15 protein-coding genes and 3 riboswitches are annotated in these 18,286 nt (G+C 54.6%); of the genes, 13 read left to right on the top strand and 2 right to left on the bottom strand.

Features of this window, described 5'->3' with window-relative positions:
- Window positions 1-69 precede the first annotated feature (69 nt).
- On the bottom strand, window positions 70-1,509 hold the full coding sequence (locus tag M2Q46_RS03435; protein WP_302356798.1) for a sodium:solute symporter family protein: 1,440 nt from the start codon (window positions 1,507-1,509) through the stop codon (window positions 70-72).
- Window positions 1,510-1,649: 140 nt separating this feature from the next.
- Window positions 1,650-1,757, bottom strand: a riboswitch (TPP riboswitch).
- Between the two features lie 66 nt (window positions 1,758-1,823).
- Window positions 1,824-1,921, top strand: a riboswitch (TPP riboswitch).
- 50 nt (window positions 1,922-1,971) lie between these two features.
- On the opposite strand from M2Q46_RS03435, the gene M2Q46_RS03440 reads away from it, so the two are divergent.
- The 5 genes from M2Q46_RS03440 (at window position 1,972) to M2Q46_RS03460 (ending at window position 5,935) form a co-directional block, all read left to right on the top strand.
- Window positions 1,972-2,754 (top strand): 3-oxoacyl-ACP reductase, encoded by a 783-nt coding sequence (locus M2Q46_RS03440; protein WP_035273194.1) that lies wholly within the window; start codon window positions 1,972-1,974, stop codon window positions 2,752-2,754.
- Entirely contained in the window at window positions 2,751-4,043 is a 1,293-nt protein-coding gene (locus tag M2Q46_RS03445; protein ID WP_035273191.1) for an LLM class flavin-dependent oxidoreductase, read from the top strand. Before M2Q46_RS03440 ends, M2Q46_RS03445 begins: the two co-directional genes overlap by 4 nt.
- A 152-nt stretch (window positions 4,044-4,195) precedes the next feature.
- Window positions 4,196-4,945, top strand: coding sequence for an SDR family NAD(P)-dependent oxidoreductase (locus M2Q46_RS03450; RefSeq protein ID WP_009458283.1), 750 nt, complete (start codon window positions 4,196-4,198; stop codon window positions 4,943-4,945).
- Window positions 4,946-5,003: 58 nt separating this feature from the next.
- A riboswitch (FMN riboswitch) is annotated at window positions 5,004-5,148 on the top strand.
- The gene (locus M2Q46_RS03455) at window positions 5,133-5,300 is read left to right on the top strand and encodes a hypothetical protein (protein WP_181900152.1); all 168 of its coding nucleotides are present in this window, start codon (window positions 5,133-5,135) and stop codon (window positions 5,298-5,300) included. It overlaps the preceding riboswitch by 16 nt.
- The gene (locus tag M2Q46_RS03460; RefSeq protein WP_115633631.1) at window positions 5,300-5,935 is read left to right on the top strand and encodes a riboflavin synthase subunit alpha; all 636 of its coding nucleotides are present in this window, start codon (window positions 5,300-5,302) and stop codon (window positions 5,933-5,935) included. The genes M2Q46_RS03455 and M2Q46_RS03460 overlap by 1 nt, the downstream gene beginning before the upstream one ends.
- Before the next feature lie 207 nt (window positions 5,936-6,142).
- Here M2Q46_RS03460 and M2Q46_RS03465 read toward each other — a convergent pair whose 3' ends face one another.
- Complete coding sequence (locus M2Q46_RS03465; RefSeq protein WP_302356799.1) at window positions 6,143-6,676, bottom strand: AAA family ATPase; 534 nt, start codon at window positions 6,674-6,676, stop codon at window positions 6,143-6,145.
- A 482-nt stretch (window positions 6,677-7,158) separates the two neighbouring features.
- Between M2Q46_RS03465 and M2Q46_RS03470 the strand changes: the two genes are divergently transcribed.
- From M2Q46_RS03470 to M2Q46_RS03505, 8 genes are all read left to right on the top strand, one after another.
- Window positions 7,159-8,598 carry an aspartate ammonia-lyase gene (locus M2Q46_RS03470; RefSeq protein WP_115633633.1) on the top strand — a complete coding sequence of 480 codons (1,440 nt, stop codon included), beginning with the start codon at window positions 7,159-7,161 and terminating at the stop codon, window positions 8,596-8,598.
- Between the two features lie 49 nt (window positions 8,599-8,647).
- Window positions 8,648-9,970, top strand: coding sequence for a dicarboxylate/amino acid:cation symporter (locus M2Q46_RS03475; RefSeq protein WP_060185035.1), 1,323 nt, complete (start codon window positions 8,648-8,650; stop codon window positions 9,968-9,970).
- Between the two features lie 71 nt (window positions 9,971-10,041).
- Entirely contained in the window at window positions 10,042-11,853 is a 1,812-nt protein-coding gene (locus M2Q46_RS03480) for an ATP-binding protein (RefSeq protein WP_170978539.1), read from the top strand.
- The gene (locus tag M2Q46_RS03485) at window positions 11,838-13,172 is read left to right on the top strand and encodes a sigma-54 dependent transcriptional regulator (RefSeq protein WP_060185037.1); all 1,335 of its coding nucleotides are present in this window, start codon (window positions 11,838-11,840) and stop codon (window positions 13,170-13,172) included. Before M2Q46_RS03480 ends, M2Q46_RS03485 begins: the two co-directional genes overlap by 16 nt.
- A gap of 119 nt (window positions 13,173-13,291) precedes the next feature.
- Window positions 13,292-14,215: a LysR family transcriptional regulator gene (locus M2Q46_RS03490; protein ID WP_115633635.1), complete on the top strand. Its 924-nt coding sequence runs from the start codon at window positions 13,292-13,294 to the stop codon at window positions 14,213-14,215.
- A 267-nt stretch (window positions 14,216-14,482) separates the two neighbouring features.
- Entirely contained in the window at window positions 14,483-15,868 is a 1,386-nt protein-coding gene (tcuA, locus tag M2Q46_RS03495; RefSeq protein WP_268378397.1) for an FAD-dependent tricarballylate dehydrogenase TcuA, read from the top strand.
- 32 nt (window positions 15,869-15,900) lie between these two features.
- Window positions 15,901-17,091, top strand: coding sequence for a tricarballylate utilization 4Fe-4S protein TcuB (gene tcuB / locus M2Q46_RS03500; protein WP_302356800.1), 1,191 nt, complete (start codon window positions 15,901-15,903; stop codon window positions 17,089-17,091).
- Window positions 17,092-17,161: 70 nt separating this feature from the next.
- The gene (locus M2Q46_RS03505; RefSeq protein WP_302356801.1) at window positions 17,162-18,139 is read left to right on the top strand and encodes a tripartite tricarboxylate transporter substrate binding protein; all 978 of its coding nucleotides are present in this window, start codon (window positions 17,162-17,164) and stop codon (window positions 18,137-18,139) included.
- Window positions 18,140-18,286: the final 147 nt, after the last annotated feature.

Here is an 18,286-nt window from a genome sequence, read left to right on the forward strand (position 1 = left end):
AAACAAAACCCCGGTTTGCAACATACAAACCGGGGTTTTTGTTTTGAGCCGAAACTCAACGCGTCTGACTTAGTCCAGTACGCGCGTGGAGGAAGCCAGAGAGCCTAGATCGAACTTGGGCAGGTGACGACGCAAGGGCATGACCAGAACACTGATCACTACCGGCACAATCGCGGCCAGCAGGAAGGACTCCAGCAAGTAATCCATAGGACCATTGGGGCGCGGGAATACGGCTAGACCGGCGACCAGACCACCGATGGTGCTGATGGTGGCCGTAAAGCCATCGTAGCGGCGGCTGTACAGGCCAAAGAAAACCGGGAAGGCCGCTGCCGAGCACAGCAAGTCCGCTAGCAGGAACAAGTACAGTACGCTAAAGCCTTGTGAGGAGGCGTACAGCACAGGGATGGAGCAAATCCAGATCAGGGAACGCGCCAGACTCATCATTTGAGCGGTGTTGCGATGCGGCATGATGCGGCTCAAGTCCACGGCAATCAGGCTGGAGACAGCGCTGATTGCGGTATCGGCACTGCTCATGACCAGGGACAGGCCTAACGGAATCAGCAGCACCAGGAACCAGACAGGTACGTGCGGCAAAATTACATTGAACAAGGCCACGGAGCTGTCACCGGGCGAGCCCAGACCGACAAAGGCCAGGCCAAACAGGCCCATCAGAAAAATGAAAGGTGCTACAAACAAGCCGCCCAACAAAAAGCCGCGACGCATGGACTTGGTGTCTTTGGCGGCATAGATACGTTGCCAGTTACCTTGGTGAAACAGGCCGGTCAGCAAGATGGCGACAAAGAACGTCAGGCCAGCCTTCACACCTACGGGATCGCTAAGCTCGATCAGGCGTGGGGCTTCCAGTTTCACGCTGTTAAACAACTGTACCGGGCCGCCCACCGCCTGCCAGCCGAACATCACGATCAGAAACAGCATGGGCAGAATCACAAACATCTGCACCTTGTCGGTGAAAATGGAGGCACGCAAACCGCCGTAAGAGGTGTAGATCAGCGTGGCCAGCAACACAATGCTGGCCGTGACCCATAAAGGAATCGGGGCAATCAAGGTAATCATCTTGGACATGGCGGTGATTTCTGCCGTCATGGAGATGAACATGTAAAACAGCATGATGATCAGGGTCAGCGCATACATGGGACGACCGTAGCGGGCGATGACAAACTCGCTCAGGCTATGGCCGCGAGGCAGCAATTCGCGCATGCGCTTGCCGAGTGGAATCATGGCCAGACGGGGCGACATGGAGCCAATGGCATAACCGATGACAGCGCTTAAACCGCCCCAACTGGCTGCCTGTGCGGGCGAAAACAGAATCCAGGCACCCAATGAAGAGGCCAATAAAGTCAGAATGGTAGCGACCGAGCTTTGGCTGTTGCGAGCCACCACAAAGTCTTCCAGGGAACTGTTGTAGTGGCGGGCGTACAGCACCCCAGCCAAGGCAAAAGCGGCGGAAAAAACGATGAGCCACAGGAGGGTGGCACTTTGGTCCAGCATGAGATCTCCCCAAAAGCCTGTTTGAACAGGCACAAACCGGCCAGGCTGGCAGGGTGCCAGAACAGGGCGCAGAAAAATGGAGGGATTGAAATGGGGCGTGTGAGCTTGTGAATGGCCGCTCAGACAAGAGCGGGCAGGCTGCCAGGCCGCGTTTCCTTTCCCTTCGCCGGCATGATCCGGATCAGGTTCTAAGGGTTACCGCTTGAATGCGGAGTCTCAGCCCGTTAAGGACTCCCCCAGGAACAGGCTAGAAGAGTAGGAGAGCTTCTTTCAAATGTCAATAATACGGTTGAGTCCGATTTATGCTATGGTCTGCCTGCGGCACGGGGTGTCCTTCTTGGGAAGGGCTGAGATAAAACCCGTCGAACCTGATCCAGCTCATACTGGCGAAGGGATGTCCGAGTCCATGGCCCTGCGTCTCAAGCAGGTCGACATCCTCGCCGAAATCTTGCAAGGAATGTCATGTCTGTGGAACACGTCTCGGAACTCTCTCAACAACTTGTTCTGGTCACCGGCGGCGCACGCGGCCTGGGGGCTTGCCTGGTACGCGCCTTTGCAGGCCAGGGCGCAAAAGTTGTGATCAATTACCTGAAAAGTGAAGCAGCCGCTCAGGCGCTGGCGGACGAATTTCCGCAGCAATGTCTGGCCGTGCAAGCGGACGTGACGGATGCGGCTTCGGTACAAGCCTTGTTTGCCAAGGCGCAGGCGCACTTTGGCCAGCCCATCACTACCGTCGTCAATAACGCCTTGCCCGAGTTCTCCTTCAATGGCGATGCCCGTCCCCATGCCGATACCTTGACGTGGACGCAGCTGAACCAGCAGCTGGAAGGCATTGTGGGCGGTGCCTTGAACACTACACAGGCCGCCCTGCCTGGCATGAAACAGGCCGGTTTTGGCCGCATTATCAATATCGGCACGAACCTGTTTCAGAACCCCGTGGTGCCTTACCACGATTACACCGCGGCCAAGGCGGCCTTGTTGTCCATGACACGCACCTTGTCGCACGATCTGGGGCCCGATCAGATTACCGTGAACATGATTTCCGGTGGTTTGCTGCGCACAACCGACGCGTCCTCGGCCACGCCCGAAGCGGTGTTTGACTTGATTGCGGCCAGCACACCCTTGCGCCGCGTGACCACGCCCGAGGAATTTGCCGATGCGGCCTTGTTCTTCGCCGGTCCGTGGGCGCGTGCCGTAACAGGACAGAATCTGGTTGTTGACGGTGGATTGGTGAAAAACGGATGAGACAGCTGCATTTCAATTTGTTCATTATGGGCTGCGGGCACCACAAAGCAGCCTGGCGCCATCCCGATTCTCAGGTTGAACGTTTAGGCGATGTCCGGTTTTACGAAGAGCTGACCCAGATTGCCGAGCGCGGCAAGCTGGACGCTATTTTCTTTGCCGATGGTCAGTCCAGCGACAACGTGTCCGATGGTCCGCGCTGGTTTCTGGAACCCTTGACCATGATGGCTGCGCTGGCGCGAGCCACCGAACGCATCGGCCTGATCAGTACCGTTTCCAGTACCTTCTACACGCCGTTTGTGGCGGCACGCATGTTGTGCTCTTTGGATCATGTATCCAATGGGCGGATGGGCTGGAACGTGGTCACATCCATGTTTGACTCGGAAGCGCGCAACCACGGCTACGAAGCCATGCCCGATCATGCCTGGCGCTATGCGCGGGCTGAAGAGTTTGTCGATACCGCATTGCAACTGTTCGACTCCTGGAGCGACAGTGCTTTGGTCATGGACAGAAAGGGCGATTACGCCAAAGTGGATCAGGTTCGCCAGATCCTGCATAAGGGCGATCACTTCCTGGTGGATGGCCCCTTGACCTTGCCACGTTCGCCGCAAGGCCAGCCGGTGCTGTTTCAGGCAGGTGCTTCTGAGCAAGGCCGTGATTTGGCCGCGCGCAAAGCGGAGGCTATTTACGCTGTGGCTTATGATTTGCCCTCGGCCCAATCCTATTACCGCGATATCAAACGACGCGTGCGTGAAGCGGGCCGTGGCGTGGATGTGCCCGTGATGCCGGGTTTGGTGACCTATGTGGGCTCCACCATGGAAGAGGCGCGCCGCAAGCAGCAAGAGCTGGACGAATTGCTACCCGCCGAGACATCCTTGCGTCAGCTGGGCATGTTTGTCGGCCAGGACTGCATGAATTGGGAGCTGGATGCGCCAGTGCCACCGCTGCCGCCTTTGGAAAGCTTCAAAGGCCCTAAAGGGCGCTATGCCACCATGCTGCGCATTGTGGAAATGGAAAAACCGACAGTGCGCCAGTTGCTGGGTCGAATCGCTGCTGGCGGCGGTCACTGCACCATGGTCGGTACGCCGGAGTCCATTGCGGATCAGATTGAGCAATGGTGGCGCAACGAAGGCGCGGATGGTTTTAACCTGATGCCGCCTTCCTTGCCCAATGGCATTCGTGACTTTGTTGAGCAGGTGATTCCGGTTCTGCAAAAACGCGGGCTGTTCCGTCAGGAATACGAGCATGCGACCCTGCGCGGCCACCTGGGCCTGGAGCGGCCTGCCGCCTGATGCCAGGGCAAGAAAAAAGCGGGCATTTCCATAGACGGATTTGTCCGCTTTTTCCCTAGGGTGAAGAGGCTACGACGTGCCTGAAGTTTGCTATCCTTAATGCTTTAATTGTCGCCTGCTTAACGAGCAGCGAGCTGTATAGGGATCGCACTATGAAAACCGCCGTTGTCACCGGGGCCTCCTCAGGGTTTGGGGCTGCGCTTGCCCGTAAATTGGTATCTGAAGGACACACCGTGCTGGGTCTGGCGCGTCGCCAGGACAAGCTCGATGCCCTGGCCGCCGAGCTGGGCGAGCGTTTTGTACCGGTCAGCGTGGATTTGACCGATCGTGCGCGAGCAGAAGCGGTACTGGCTGATCTGACAGCTCGTTTTCCTAATATTGATGTGCTGATCAATAACGCTGGTCTGGCACTGGGCGTGGACAAGGCGCAAGACGCCAAGATGGATCAGTGGGACACCATGGTGGCCACCAATATCAGCGCGTTGCTGCACATTACGCACGCTTTGCTGCCGGGTATGGTCAAGCGCAATCAGGGCCACATCATTAATTTGGGGTCGACTGCGGGCGAATACGCTTATGCAGGCGGCAATGTGTATGGTGCTACCAAGGCTTTTGTGCATCAACTGGGCCTGAACCTGCGCGCCGACCTGTCGGGTACCGCAGTTCGTGTTTCTACCGTGGCTCCTGGCCTGTGTTCCGGTACGGACTTCTCGACTGTGCGTCTGGGCGATAAAGACAAAGCCGCAGCGCTGTACCAGAACGTGGATGCGCTCACGCCTGACGATATCGCCAATACCATTGCCTGGATCATGAATGCGCCTGCCCATATGAACGTCAACTACATCGAGTTGATGCCAGTGGCGCAAAGCTTTGCAGGCTTGAGCGTGCATCGCAAGGCTTAAGCGTGGCGACCGGGCGCGGGTCTGGCTTGATTAGACTTGGGCTCCGGTCTTACACTGCAAACGTCTTCAGGGCGGGGTGAAATTCCCCACCGGCGGTAAGGGAGCTACTCCCCAGCCCGCGAGCGCTTTCCGCCAGGGAAAGGTCAGCAGATCAGGTGAGAAACCTGGGCCGACGGTCAGAGTCCGGATGAAAGAAGATGAAGCATCGCTGCCTTGTGATCAAGGCAGCGGCGTGTTTTATTGCTGCCCGGAGGACGCATTGTTTAATCAAGGATGCGTTCAAATGAAAAATCTGAAAATCTCCCCTGCATTAGCCGTTGGTCTTTTGCATGAATTCTGCGAAGGAGCGTGCTGATGTATACCGGAATTGTTAAAGCAGTTCGTCCTCTTACTGCGGTCAGGGCCGAGCTGGGCCGTACCGAGTTTGAAATTGACTTCACTGACGAGCTGCTGGTGGATCTGCAACTGGGTGCCAGTGTCAGCGTGGAAGGCACATGCCTGAGCGTGACCAGCATCTCCGGCCCTAAAGTCACCTTTGATGCGATTCCCGTCACGCTGGAGCGCACAAATCTGGGCACACTCAAAACGGGTGATCTGGTCAATATCGAACGATCGGCCAAGTTAAACGAGGAAATTGGCGGCCATGTGATGGCTGGCCATATCGCAACGACGGCTGAAGTGCTGGAACTGAGCATTACCGAGGCCGGTAACCGTCTGCGGTTTCAGATGCCGGAAGATTGGGCGAAATACGTGTTTCCGCGTGGTTTTCTGGGCGTGAATGGCTGCAGCTTGACTGTGGCGGATGTGGAAGACGGTGTTGTGACCATCAACCTGATTCCCGAAACCTTGCGCCAGACGACGTTCTCCCGCTACAAGGCGGGCGATAAGCTCAATATTGAAGTGGATCAGCAGACGGTTGTGCTGGTCGATGTGCTGGAGCGTACGGTTGCAGGTACGTTGACACGTGTGATGCCTGGTTTGAAAGGCTGATTGACGCCTAAATGAAGTAAAAAGAGCTGTCAGTTTTAAGACTGGCGGCTCTTTTTTTATGCGGGGCTGTTACTGTGTCTGTTGCGGTACTGGATGCTTTGGGGCTTGTGGACAAAGCCTGGAGTGAAACGCAGCCCGAAAGCGGAGTACAGAGCCGTGTGAACCTGCTCCTTCTAGTGATCGACACTTTGCATAACAAAGCAGTACTCACACTTGAGTTAGCGTCTTCAAGACAAAATCAGCACGCTTTTCTACGCTTGTTTTGGGCAGCAGGCTCACTTGGTATCCCAGTAGGGGATAAACACGCTCCAAGCGCTCATACTCACGCAAAGCAGCGTTCATATCGTGACGACGTTCTGGATCAGCCTCGTATATTTCAGGCCAGGGCGGCGTTAAAAATACCTGTGAATGATAAGGGCTGGTCTTGTTGAGTTCATCCAGCAGTGGCGTTCCCTTTAATTCCTGCAAAGCTGCGGCCGCATCAATCAAGCCTCGATCAAAAAACACCCAGCCACCATCTTTCGGAGCGCTGGAATAGTCATCTTGCGCGGTCTTTATCGCTTCATTCAGGAAGGCCTCCATATCCAGCCAGGGAAGGGCAGAGCCACCGCTGGCCAGTTGTTCCTGCACGATACGTCGCCCAGGTTCCTGGATAACCGTATAGCCACGATTCTGCAGCTCGGATAACAGAGTAGATTTGCCGCCACCAGAGCAGCCGGAGAGAAGAACAAAAGGGTTCATAAGAGTAGGTCAGTAGAAGGTGAAGACTTGTACAGGCGTGTTCAAGCCCCGAAACTGAAGCCGGATGTAGGAATAATAAAGCCGATCCGGGTGTACACAAACACCTAACCGCCTATCTCCATGGTATCCATTATAGAAAATAAAATGCAATTAACGGAAATAACTTCCAGCCATTGAAAAGAAAGTCTCCAACAAAAAAGGGGAGCGATTTTGAGAGGAAACCGCATGGTAATACAGCAGGATAAAACCCACAGCCGCACAGTTCGATGGCTTCTGTTCGGGTTTCCGTCTGTTTTGATTTTGTCGTGTTCAGAAATCCGAACAGAAGCAAGCATATTGTCAGTGTCTCTACAATCAGTGCGCAAAAAATGACTTGTTTTTCAATAGGCTAGTGTGATCCCCTATTGTTGGCACAGTTGTTGCTTTTAACTCCGGTACAACAACCCCAATTTTTTGGGTACTACATAAAACGGAGAGATAAGATGACTGATTGCACCGCAACAGCCCACACGCGCCTGGAAAAAGACTTGCTAGGAACTCGGCCCGTACCTGACTCAGCGTATTTTGGCATTCACACCCTGCGAGCTGTTGAGAACTTCGCTATTACGGCGATACCTATTTCACACTATCCCGATTTGATTCGTGCCTTGGCACAAATCAAAGCATCTGCCGCGCAAGCCAACCACGCGCTGGGAACATTGAATGCCGTCAAGAAAGAAGCGATTGTGCAGGCATGCCGAGAAATTGAGTCCGGCCAGCATCACGAGCATTTTGTGGTGGATGTGATCCAAGGTGGTGCGGGAACCTCTACCAACATGAATGCGAACGAGGTGATCGCTAACCGTGCTCTGGAAATTTTGGGCCATGAACGTGGGCAGTACGCTTTCCTCCACCCCAATGAAGATGTCAATCTGGGGCAGTCGACCAATGATGTATACCCCACGGCCTTGAAGCTGGCTGCCTATCAGGGCGCTGCCCGTTTATTGACTGCCTTGGAGTACTTGCAGCAAGCGTTCGAGGGCAAAGCTCACGCTTTCAAAGAGTTATTGAAAATGGGGCGTACACAGCTGCAGGAGGCGGTCCCTATGACCCTAGGGCAGGAGTTCGCGGTTTACGCCGGCATGATTGCCAAAGATCGGCTTTGCCTGACCGAGGCCATGCAAGAGCTGTGTGAAATCAATCTGGGGGCCACCGCGATTGGCACGGGGATCAATACTGATCCACGCTATGCCCAACTGGTCACGCGTCAACTATCCTCAAACACGGGGATCAGCCTGCGCAGCGCACCGGACTTGATCCTAGCCACCCAGGACTGTAGCGCTTTTGTGCAATTGTCCAGCGCGTTGAAACGAGTTGCCGTCACGTTGTCCAAAACCTGCAACGACTTGCGTCTGCTATCGAGCGGCCCACGCGCTGGCATCGGCGAGATCAATTTGCCACCACGCCAAGCGGGCTCCTCCATCATGCCGGGCAAAGTCAATCCCGTCATTCCGGAAGCGATCAGCCAGATTGCCTTTGAAGTCTTTGGCAACGATGTGACTGTCTCCTTTGCGGCCGAAGCTGGACAGCTTCAGCTCAACGCGTTTGAACCCATTATTGCGCACAGCCTCTACAAGAGCCTGCGTCACCTGCAACGCGGATGCATGATTCTGGCCGACTACTGCGTGGAAGCGATCACCGCCAACCCTCAGCGCCTGGCAGACAGTGTCAGCCAATCCATCGGATTGGTTACGGCGCTTAATCCGTTGATTGGCTACACCGCGGCCACTGACATTGCCAAGCAGGCACATGAAACCGGCAAGGGAGTGGCTGAGCTGATTCTGGAGCATGGCTTGTTAAGTGCGGACGAACTGGCTCAGGCCTTGCGGCCTGAACTGCTGATCGCGCCACGCACCTTGAACGAATTTGAGCAAACGCTTTAATTAAAAAAAAGGACCGGCCCGTGCACGGGCCGACAAGGGAGATAAGCATATGAAGCTGAATAAGCAAACCACATGGATTCTGATTGCCATGGTATTGGGTGTGGTGGTGGGTTATATCTGCCACAAAATGGCCGATACCCCCGAACAAGCTCATGCCATTGCCAGCTACTTTGGCATGGTGACGGATATGTTTTTACGCTTGATCAAGATGATCATTGCTCCGCTGATTTTCGCCACCTTGGTTGCGGGTATGGCCAGCATGGATGATGCCGCGACTGTCGGCCGTATCGGTGGCCGTGCCGTAGGCTGGTTTCTGTTGGCGTCGTTGGTATCGCTGACGGTAGGGCTGATTTTTGCCAATATTTTCCAGCCAGGTGCCAATGTCGGCATCCCCTTGCCGGCTGAATCCGCTCACTTGGGGGTAGATACCTCGGCACTGAACCTGAAAACGTTTCTGACCCACGTTGTGCCACGTAACTTTTTTGAGTCCATGTCCAAGAACGAGATTTTGCAAATCCTGGTGTTCTCGGTATTTTTCGGACTGGCCTTGGGAAAAGTGCGTGGAAATCCCCAGGCAAACACCCTCGCACAAACCATCGAGGGCGCAGTGCCAGTGATGCTGACGGTAACCAACTACGTTATGTACTTTGCGCCGCTAGGTGTGTTTGCTGCCGTTGCCAATATCATCACGACCGAAGGGCTGGGTATTTTGGCTGTCTATGGCAAATTCCTGGGCAGCTTTTATGCCACCTTGGTGGTGTTGTGGTTGATTCTGCTTGCTGCGGGATTTCTGGTGCTCAAGGGCCGTGTATTCACGCTGTTCAAAGAAATCCGTCAACCCATGTTGCTGGGCTTTTCCACCGCCTCCAGTGAAGCCGCCTATCCACGTTTGATGGAAAAGCTGGAAGTGTTCGGTGTACGCAAACGGGTTATCGGCTTTGTCCTTCCGCTGGGTTATTCCTTTAACCTGGATGGCTCCATGATCTACACCGCTTTTGCCGCTTTGTTTATCTCACAGGCGTATGACGTGCCGCTGTCCTTACAACAGCAGATTATTATGCTGCTGGTGTTGATGATCTCCAGCAAAGGTATCGCCGGTGTGCCACGCTCCGCGCTGGTCGTGGTGGCCGCGGTTTTACCGATGTTTGGGCTGCCCGAGGCTGGTGTACTATTGATCATGGGCATTGATCACTTTCTGGACATGGGCCGCACCGCGACAAATGTGTTGGGTAACGGCATTGCCACGGCCGTTGTTGCTAAATGGGAGGGCGCCATCGACGCACCCGACGAGTCAGACAACAGGGCGGCAGATCCATCCGTGCTCCAGCCCAAGGAGGCAGCCGCGGCAGGCTCCGTGCCTGTCGTTGCCTGAGGCCTCCCCTGTCTCTGAGTGGCGGCTGTTTACTAAAATCCCGTGTAAGTGGCCGCTACGGTTTTATGCATTTGCCCCGATTTTTTCGTCCTCAGAAAGTCTTGCTGTTACTGGCGCTGATTGTGTCGCTGGCTGCCATAGCGGGCGTGATGGCTTATCGTGTTGGCGAAGCGCTCGGACTAGCCAGTTTGCAGGACACGGCTCGGCAGCGTCTGGACTTGTATGCGCTGACACTGCGTCACGAAGTCGAGAAATACGAATATTTACCCAAGATGCTGGAGCTGGATCAAGCAGTGGTTGGGCTTTTGGAGCGTAACACCCAGTCCTCGCTCGAGGTCAGCCGTCATCTGGAGCGCTTGAACGAGCGTGCCAAGACCCGCGTGATTTACATCCTTGGTCGCCAGGGACGCGTTCTGGCGACCAGCAACTGGCAACAGGCTGACAGTTATCTGGGGGAAGATCTTTCCTATCGCCATTATTTCTCCGAGGCACACCAAGGGCGGCCCGGTTTCTTCTTTGGCGTTGGGACCACCCGGGGTGAGGCAGGCTATTACATCTCAGCACCCATCTCGCTGGCGGGGCAGGTCATGGGAGTGGCCGTGATCAAGGTGGACCTTGATCGTTTGCAGGATTCCTGGACCCATGCTCAAGCGCCGGTGATCGTTTCCGATCACTATGGAGTGGCGATTTTGTCCTCTGTGCCCGCCTGGAAATTTACAGCAAATCAACCCTTAACTGAAGATGTGCAGCAGCACCTGCGCGAGACTCGCCAGTACAATGGTTTACCGATTGTGCCACTGGATCTCCTGACCCAAAAAGTGCTGAGCCAGGATGCACAATTAGTATCTTGGTCGCAGGCCTGGACGGAATCGGGGGCAGCGGATCAGGTTCGCGGACTGTCGCTGGCTCAGACACTTCCGTTTGGTGCCAACGGCTGGACTTTGACGCTGTTTTTGCCCACCGATCTGGTCTATTCCATGGCTCGCCTGTACGCAGGCCTGGCGGCCTTGGGTGTCGTGTCCTTTTTTGTCATATTAATCAGTTGGTATTTGCGCCGGCAGCAACAGCGTGATCGGGCTCTTGCGCGCTTGCAACTGGAGCGGGCCCATGCTCAGCTTGAACGCAAGGTGCAGGAGCGTACTCGAACGTTGGAAGAGACCCAGGCCGGCTTGATTCACGCAGGCAAACTGGCTGTCATTGGACAGTTGTCTACCGGCCTGGCCCACGAGCTGAATCAACCCTTGACGGCACTGCGTACCTTGTCAGGGAACACCATCCGCTTCATGGAGCGCGGCGACCTGGATACGGTACGCGCCAATTTGAAACGCATCAATGATTTGGTGGACAGCATGGGCGCGCTGACCTCACAGCTCAAACAATTTGCTCGCAAATCTCCTGGTCATTCGGGGCTGGCGGATTTGAACGCCATTATCGATCGGGCCCTGCTAATCCTGGATCCTTCCATTCACCAACACCGCGCAACGATACAGGTTCAATTGGCTGACGAGGCGAGCAGGGTGCTGTGCAATCCCAACCGCCTTGAACAAGTGATTGTTAATCTACTGAGCAATGCGATTGACGCTGCGGCCACGCAAAACGCTCATCCCGTCATTCAGATCAGCAGCCAGCGGCAAGGCCAGCAGGTGGCGATCCGGGTTCAAGACAATGGTCCGGGATTAAGCGAGGAGGTCTGCTTGCATTTATTCGAACCGTTTTTCACCACCAAAGACAGTGGTACCGGACTGGGCCTGGGTTTGGCCATTTCGATGAGTATTATCCAACATTGCGGGGGCAGCCTGACGGCAGAGAACTTGCCAAGTGGTGGTGCCGTATTCACCATTGTGCTTCCCTTTCCTGGAGCAGAGAAATGTACGACGGGCTGACTGTTCTCATCGTTGAAGACGACGTTAATGTACGTCTGGGCTGTAGCCAAACCTTGCAGCTTGAAGGCATCCAGGTGCAAGAGGCAGAAAGCGCCGAACAGGCCTTGCACCTCCTTCACAAGGCTTGGCCAGGCATTGTGGTGTCCGACGTGCGTTTGCCAGGCGCCGATGGCATGAGCTTGTTGCAGCAGCTGCAGCACGTGGACAGCGACTTGCCTGTCGTACTGATTACCGGCCATGGTGATGTATCGATGGCTGTTCAAGCCATGAAAATGGGGGCCTATGATTTTATCGAGAAACCATTTTCGCCCGAACATTTTGTACAGGTCGTCTCGCGCGCCCTGGATAAACGTCAAATGAGCTTTGAAATCGAAGCTTTGCAGTGTCGCTTGCAGGATAAGCAATCCATTGAAGCGCGTGTTCTGGGTAACTCCTCTGTCATGTCCAAGGTACGTGAACTAATCTGCAATCTGGGCAATAGTGCCGCCGATGTACTTATTTTTGGCGAAACCGGTACCGGCAAAGAACTGGTAGCACGCTGCCTTCACGAGGTGGGGCACACCAGCGAGGGCAATTTTGTGGCCGTCAACTGCGGTGCACTGTCCGACAGTCTGTTCGACAGTCAGATGTTCGGTCATGAAGCAGGCGCTTTTACGGGCGCTGGCAAGCGGGTGATCGGCAAGATAGAGTATGCACACCAAGGTACCTTGTTTCTGGACGAAATTGAAAGCATGCCAATGGTCATGCAGGTCAAACTATTGCGCGTTTTACAGGAACGTACGCTGGAGCGTCTAGGCTCGAATCAATCCATCGCCATCAATTGCCGGGTCATTGCAGCCACTAAAGTCGATTTACTGGCGCAGGCTGATCAAGGCCAGTTCCGTCACGATTTGTATTACCGGCTGAACATGGCGACCTTGCCACTGCCGCCCCTGCGTGAGCGGCGCGAGGATATTGGTCTGTTGTTCGAGCATTTTGCCTTGTTGGCGGCGGCCCGGCATGGCCGCCCGGCACTGGAGCCGGACTCCGAACGTCTGCAAGCTATGCTGGCCTGGCATTGGCCGGGTAATGTGCGCGAGCTGCGTAACTTTGCGGACCGCTGCGTGCTGGGAGTCAACGGCGCCTTGCCCGGTCAGCAAGCTGCGTCAGCAGTTGTGCCCACCTCGCTGGTTCAAACCGTGGAAGCGGTCGAACGTGCCTTGATCGTCGAAGCCCTGAGACGGCATCAACATAATTTGACCCGCGCCGGACAGGAACTGGGCATCGCCAAAAGCACACTACACGACAAAATTCGCAAGTACGGTCTGTTAGCTTCCTAATTTCCTTTTTTCAGTGCTCCGGTTTGTGCTGATCGGTCCTGTCATGTGCAGGAGACGCAGCCGTTGCTCTGATTGAACTATGATCAGAGCTTTCGTCCTATTTTTTATGGCGTTTTATTATGGAGCTGCGTCAGCTACGGTATTTCTTGCGTGTGGTGGAATTAGGCAGCATGGGCAAGGCCGCTCAGGATCTGGGTGTTGTCACTTCGGCGCTTAGCCAACAAATTAGCCGCCTGGAGGGGGAGCTATCCGTGCGTCTGTTACAGCGCACATCGACTGGCGTGGTCCCCACCGCAGCCGGCTTGGCGTTTCGTCAAGAAGCGCAATTGGCCTTGAGACACACCGATAATGCCGTGTTGGCGGCACAGGCCGCTCGGTTGTCTGGGCAAGTCACTGTGGGTCTGGCACCGACCACCGGTTCGGTCCTGGCGGTCCCTTTTCTCACTGCCATGAAGCAGCGCTATCCCGATGTACGGGTGCATCTGATTGAAAGCTTGTCGGGCAATCTCTCTCAAATGCTCAATCGACGCCAGATTGACTTAGGGGTGGTGTTCCATACAGCAGGGCATCACTCCTGGAGTGCGCAAGCTATTTTGGATGAACGCCTGTTTCTTATCATCCACCCCAATCAACGCCACTTGTTGCCTGTGGAGCACTCGTTGACGCTGGGTGATATTACCAATCTGCCACTTGTCATGCCCAGCGCCTCCCACGGCTTGCGTGCATTGTTGAATGCCGAATTTTTTCGCGAAGGCACTGAGGCCAATGTTGTGGTGGAGATTGACGGCCTGGCCTTGCTAATGGATGTGGTGTGCTCTGGCTATGCCGCAACGGTTCAACCTGGTGCAGCAGTAGTCCGTAATCACAATCAACGTTTAGTGAGCTTGCCTTTAGCACATGAAACCCTCAAACGCCGTAACCTGATCGCAAGCTTATCGGACGAAGAATTAGCACCAGCGGGGCTTGCGGCCCGGATCGTGCTGGCTGATGTAATGCGCTCACTTGTGCAGCAATCACGTTGGCCAGGAGCCACGCTGCTCTGAAATAGAGATTTTTCCTCATAAAGCGACAGCTGCTCAGTCTGCTGACTGTCACTCGTTCTAGCTCTGCTCACGCTCATTCACAGTGAAGTGTGCTTTTGCGCTGCTTAACACACAAGGTCTCCCTGTGGCCTTGGCCTTCACTTTTAGTGAACACCTATAGCCATGACCATACTGGCGTCGACAAGACCACATCCCTAAAGTAGACCCCGTTCCATATCGTGGCGAAACGCGTAAACCACGAATAGCACACAGGAAACGGACAACAAAATGATAGATGTACTTGTTATTGGGGGTGGCAACGCCGCATTGTGCGCCGCACTTACAGCCCGTGAAGGAGGGGCAAGTGTGCTATTGCTGGAAGCATCTCCACGTGAATGGCGAGGGGGCAATTCGCAACACACTCGTAATTTGCGCTGTATGCATGATGCGCCGCAAGATGTTCTGGTCGATGCGTATCCAGAGGAAGAGTTCTGGCAGGACTTGCTCAAAGTGACAGCCGGAAAAACCAATGAACATCTGGCTCGTTTAGTCATTCGCACAACGAGCTCCTGTCGCAGTTGGATGCGCAAGCACGGTGTCAACTTCCAGCCACCGCTCTCGGGCGCCTTACATGTGGCTCGCACCAATGCGTTTTTCATGGGTGGCGGAAAAGCCTTGATAAATGCGTATTACCGCAGTGCTCAAGCCCTGGGGGTGGACATTCGCTATAACGCGCCTGTTGACCGGCTGGAAATTGAGGACGGTCAGTTTGTCGCAGCCTGGAGCGGCGAAGAACGTATCCAGGCGCGAGTTTGTGTACTGGCGGCAGGCGGTTTTGAATCTAACCGTGAATGGTTACGGGATGCCTGGGGACAAAATGAGTTTGGAGAGTGGCCTTCGGATAATTTCCTGATTCGTGGCACGCGCTTCAATCAAGGAACATTGCTGCGCCACATGATCGACGATCACAAAGCAGACCATATCGGCGATCCTACTCAAGCGCATATGGTGGCAATTGACGCACGAGCCCCTTTGTATGACGGAGGTATCTGTACCCGTATTGACTGCGTGTCCCTAGGGGTCGTAGTCAACCGTCAAGCCAAGCGGTTCTATGACGAGGGAGAAGATTTCTGGCCCAAACGCTACGCAATTTGGGGTCGTTTGGTGGCCAAACAACCTGGCCAGATTGCTTATTCGATCATAGACAGCAAGGCTATTGGCAGATTCATGCCTCCTGTTTTTCCTGGACAAAAGGCTGAAAGACTGCCCGAACTGGCCTGCAAACTTGGCCTGGACGAGGTGACGTTCGAGAAAACCTTGAATGATTACAACAAGGCCTGCCAAGTTGGAAGGTTTGATCACACAGCGCTGGACGACTGTCATACCCAAGGTATTACGCCTGCCAAAACGCACTGGGCCTTGCCCATCGACACCCCCCCATTCTATGGCTACGCCTTGCGCCCAGGCGTGACATTTACCTACTTGGGTTTGCACACCGACGAAACAGCTGCCGTACGGTTTAACGACCGGCCTAGCCGCAATCTGTTTGTGGCTGGGGAAATGATGGCGGGCAATGTGCTGGGGCAAGGCTATACAGCAGGGGTGGGAATGTCGATTGGAACAACCTTTGGCTGCATTGCAGGCACGCAGGCTGCGCAGGCGGCCAAACAATGAAAACTCTATTGCGCCCTGATCCCGAGACTCCCATGAAATCACTTCAAACACTGATCGATGATGCGTGCAACACCGGTTTGCACACACACTCGCCCAGCCCCACCGTTCGCCACACGCCTCATGAGCAGGAGGTTGATCGGATCATGACGATCTGTAATGCCTGTCGTTACTGTGAGGGGTTTTGCGCGGTATTTCCCGCAATGACACGCCGCTTGATGTTCGAGCCGGCAGACGTTCATTACCTGGCGAATTTATGCCATAACTGCGGGGCGTGCCTGCACGCTTGCCAATACGCACCGCCTCACGAATTTGCCGTGAATGTTCCGCAAGCGATGGCCAAGGTTCGTGCCCAAACCTATACCCAATATGCTTGGCCCAAAAGGCTGGGCAAGCTCTATGAGCGCAACGGCTTGGTGATGTCGATTGCCTTGACCTTGGGCTTGGCCTTATTCCTGGTTCTGGCCTTGGCGCTCAACGGTACGCTCTGGGACGCAGCATTGGCTGGAGATTTTTACAATCTATTCCCGCACAACCTGTTGGTAAGCATGTTTGCACCCGTATTCCTATTTGCGGTATTTGCGTTAGGCAAAGGGGTGCATGGTTTTTGGACGGAAATCACTCCAGCCACCAGTGGCGCACCTGTCAGCAGGGTTGCCGCTGCCGAGGCAACCCATTCGGTACTCAAACTCAAGTATCTGGATGGAGGGCATGGGAAGGGATGCCATAACGAGGACGATGCTTACACCTTGTCGCGCCGCCGATTTCATCACCTGACCTTTTATGGCTTCATGCTGTGTTTTGCTGCAACCAGCCTGGGCACGATCTACCACTATCTATTCGATATGGTGGCTCCTTACGATTTCCCCAGTCTGCCCAAACTCTTGGGGGCTGTGGGAGGGGTTAGCCTTTGTATCGGCACGGCCGGCTTAGGCTATCTGAACTTGCGACGCGACCCGGTACAGGGCGATCGGAAGCAAAAACCGATGGATTTGGGCTTTATTGCCTTGCTGTTTTTGATCAGTACCAGCGGATTGGCTCTATGGCTGGCACGTGCCACACCCGCGATGGGTTTGTTGTTGTGCTTACACCTCGGAGCGGTCATGGCGCTCTTTGCCATCTTGCCTTATGGCAAGTTTGCTCACGGTATTTTCCGTAGCGCATCGCTACTGCGCCATGCCATAGAGAAGCGCCAGCCAAACCCCATTCGTGCCGGTGGTGACTGACCCTGCCGGGCTTGAAGCACCGCCTTTATTTTCATCGCAACAATACTTATAACGATCCAAGAGGAGCATCATGCGTTTTCGTCCCTTTTCCTGTTTTGCGATTGCCGCCTTATCAATAGGTTTGCTTTCTTCATCTGTGCAAGCGCAGACATTTCCGCCCAAAAAGTCGATTTCTTTAGTTGTCGGCTTTGCCGCCGGGGGAGCAGCCGATGCTGCAGCTCGCATGATTGCAAAAAAACTGGGAGACAACATCGGTCAGACTGTTGTCGTACAGAACAAAGCAGGCGCTGGCGGTATTTTGGCGCATCAGCAAGTGGCTAATGCTGATAATGATGGCTCGGTGCTGCTCTTGGGCTCTGTGGGGCCAATGACTATTTCTCCACACCTGATGAAAGTGCCTTACGATCCGTTCAAAGACCTGGCTCCTTTGTCGGGTGGTGTACATTTTCCCAACGTACTGGTTGTGCATAAAGGTATAGGTGCAGAAACCTTGGGCGAGTTTATTGAGCTTGCCAAGAGTGAGCCTGGTCTTATCGACTTTGCTTCGTCCGGATCAGGCTCTGCCTCACACTTGGCTGGAGAACTACTCAACCAGCGTGCTGGAGTTGAAATGGTGCACGTGCCTTATCGCGGAGGCGGTCAAGCTTTGCAAGATATTATCGGGGAACGAGTGTCTTCATACTTTGCAGCTCCACCGACAGCAGCTCCACACATTAAGGCCGGCACCTTGATTCCATTAGCGACAACCGGTTTGGAGCGCTCTGCTGATATGCCAACGATTCCAACGGTGGCAGAGGCCGGCTACCCTGGTTTTATTGCACTAAATTGGTATGCATTCTTGGGGCCTGGTACGATGCCAGAGGATATACAGGAGCGTTGGAATCAGGAGCTGGTCAAGGTATTGAACGATCCTGAAGTGCGTCAGTCCTTGCTGGGCTATGGCTTAACACCTCAGCCGACAAGCCGCGCAGAATTAACCCAGTTCATGGAACAAGAATCGGCTCAATGGCAACAGACCATTCAAGAACGTGGGCTAAAAGGGGAGTAACAGCCCCTGTATCCATGAAGCTGAATGGGCTAATGCTGCTACGCTTGCGGCTGCACTCGTGAAAGCACAAGCCATTCAGTTCATGAAATAGGTTCTTGGGGTAGAGGGCATCGCCTCGAGGGCTGACCCTTGCCATTTGGGCCATTA

The sequence above is a fragment of the Alcaligenes sp. YSL9 genome, assembly GCF_030515105.1.
Taxonomy (GTDB): Bacteria; Pseudomonadota; Gammaproteobacteria; order Burkholderiales; family Burkholderiaceae_B; genus Alcaligenes; species Alcaligenes phenolicus.

Coding starts and splice junctions, on each gene's coding strand:
- M2Q46_RS03455 (WP_181900152.1), top strand. CDS start 5,133: ATGAAAGAAGATGAAGCATCGCTGCCTTGTGATCAAGGCAGCGGCGTG.
- M2Q46_RS03440 (WP_035273194.1), top strand. CDS start 1,972: ATGTCTGTGGAACACGTCTCGGAACTCTCTCAACAACTTGTTCTGGTC.
- M2Q46_RS03465 (WP_302356799.1), bottom strand. CDS start 6,676: ATGAACCCTTTTGTTCTTCTCTCCGGCTGCTCTGGTGGCGGCAAATCT.
- M2Q46_RS03490 (WP_115633635.1), top strand. CDS start 13,292: ATGGAGCTGCGTCAGCTACGGTATTTCTTGCGTGTGGTGGAATTAGGC.
- M2Q46_RS03475 (WP_060185035.1), top strand. CDS start 8,648: ATGAAGCTGAATAAGCAAACCACATGGATTCTGATTGCCATGGTATTG.
- tcuA (WP_268378397.1), top strand. CDS start 14,483: ATGATAGATGTACTTGTTATTGGGGGTGGCAACGCCGCATTGTGCGCC.
- tcuB (WP_302356800.1), top strand. CDS start 15,901: ATGAAATCACTTCAAACACTGATCGATGATGCGTGCAACACCGGTTTG.
- M2Q46_RS03460 (WP_115633631.1), top strand. CDS start 5,300: ATGTATACCGGAATTGTTAAAGCAGTTCGTCCTCTTACTGCGGTCAGG.
- M2Q46_RS03485 (WP_060185037.1), top strand. CDS start 11,838: ATGTACGACGGGCTGACTGTTCTCATCGTTGAAGACGACGTTAATGTA.
- M2Q46_RS03470 (WP_115633633.1), top strand. CDS start 7,159: ATGACTGATTGCACCGCAACAGCCCACACGCGCCTGGAAAAAGACTTG.
- M2Q46_RS03445 (WP_035273191.1), top strand. CDS start 2,751: ATGAGACAGCTGCATTTCAATTTGTTCATTATGGGCTGCGGGCACCAC.
- M2Q46_RS03435 (WP_302356798.1), bottom strand. CDS start 1,509: ATGCTGGACCAAAGTGCCACCCTCCTGTGGCTCATCGTTTTTTCCGCC.
- M2Q46_RS03450 (WP_009458283.1), top strand. CDS start 4,196: ATGAAAACCGCCGTTGTCACCGGGGCCTCCTCAGGGTTTGGGGCTGCG.
- M2Q46_RS03505 (WP_302356801.1), top strand. CDS start 17,162: ATGCGTTTTCGTCCCTTTTCCTGTTTTGCGATTGCCGCCTTATCAATA.